Source organism: Vibrio sp. 2134-1 (assembly GCF_033339495.1).
On the sequence record NZ_JAWOUS010000749.1, the window covers coordinates 1 to 572 of the forward strand.

At 48.1% G+C, this 572-nt stretch carries 1 protein-coding gene; it reads right to left on the minus strand.

Translation table 11 applies throughout. The annotated features are described in order from the left end of the window. The coding region (proB, locus tag R7R78_RS28320; RefSeq protein WP_225474875.1) for a glutamate 5-kinase at positions 1-572 on the minus strand (572 nt) is incomplete at both ends.

The window sequence follows — 572 nt, forward strand, 5'->3', positions numbered from 1 at the left end:
CGCGCTACCTGCTGCGATAATAACTTCAATACCCGCGCGACGTGCGATGTCGGCTGCTTGAAGTTTCGTCGCCATACCACCCGTACCGAGTGTTGTACCGCTGCCGCCAGCAATTTTACGCAACGTGTCATCAATGGTTTTAACTTCTTTGATCAGCTCTGCATTCGGATCTTTTCGTGGGTCAGCAGTAAACAGACCTTTTTGGTCTGTCAGTAGCAATAACTTATCTGCACCACATAAAATACCCACTAAAGCCGATAGGTTGTCATTGTCGCCGACTTTGATTTCACTGGTGGCTACTGCATCATTTTCGTTCACGATTGGAATAATATCGTTCGCCACAAGCGCATTGATGGTGTCACGCGCATTAAGAAAACGCTCACGATCATCCAAGTCAGCACGAGTCAGTAGCATTTGACCAATCTTGATACCGTAAATACCAAACAAAGACTCCCATGTTTGAATCAAACGACTCTGACCCACAGCAGCAAGCAACTGTTTGCTCGCCATCTCGTTGGGCAGTGCGGGGTATCCAAGATGCTCACGGCCTGCTGCAATTGCACCAGACGAAA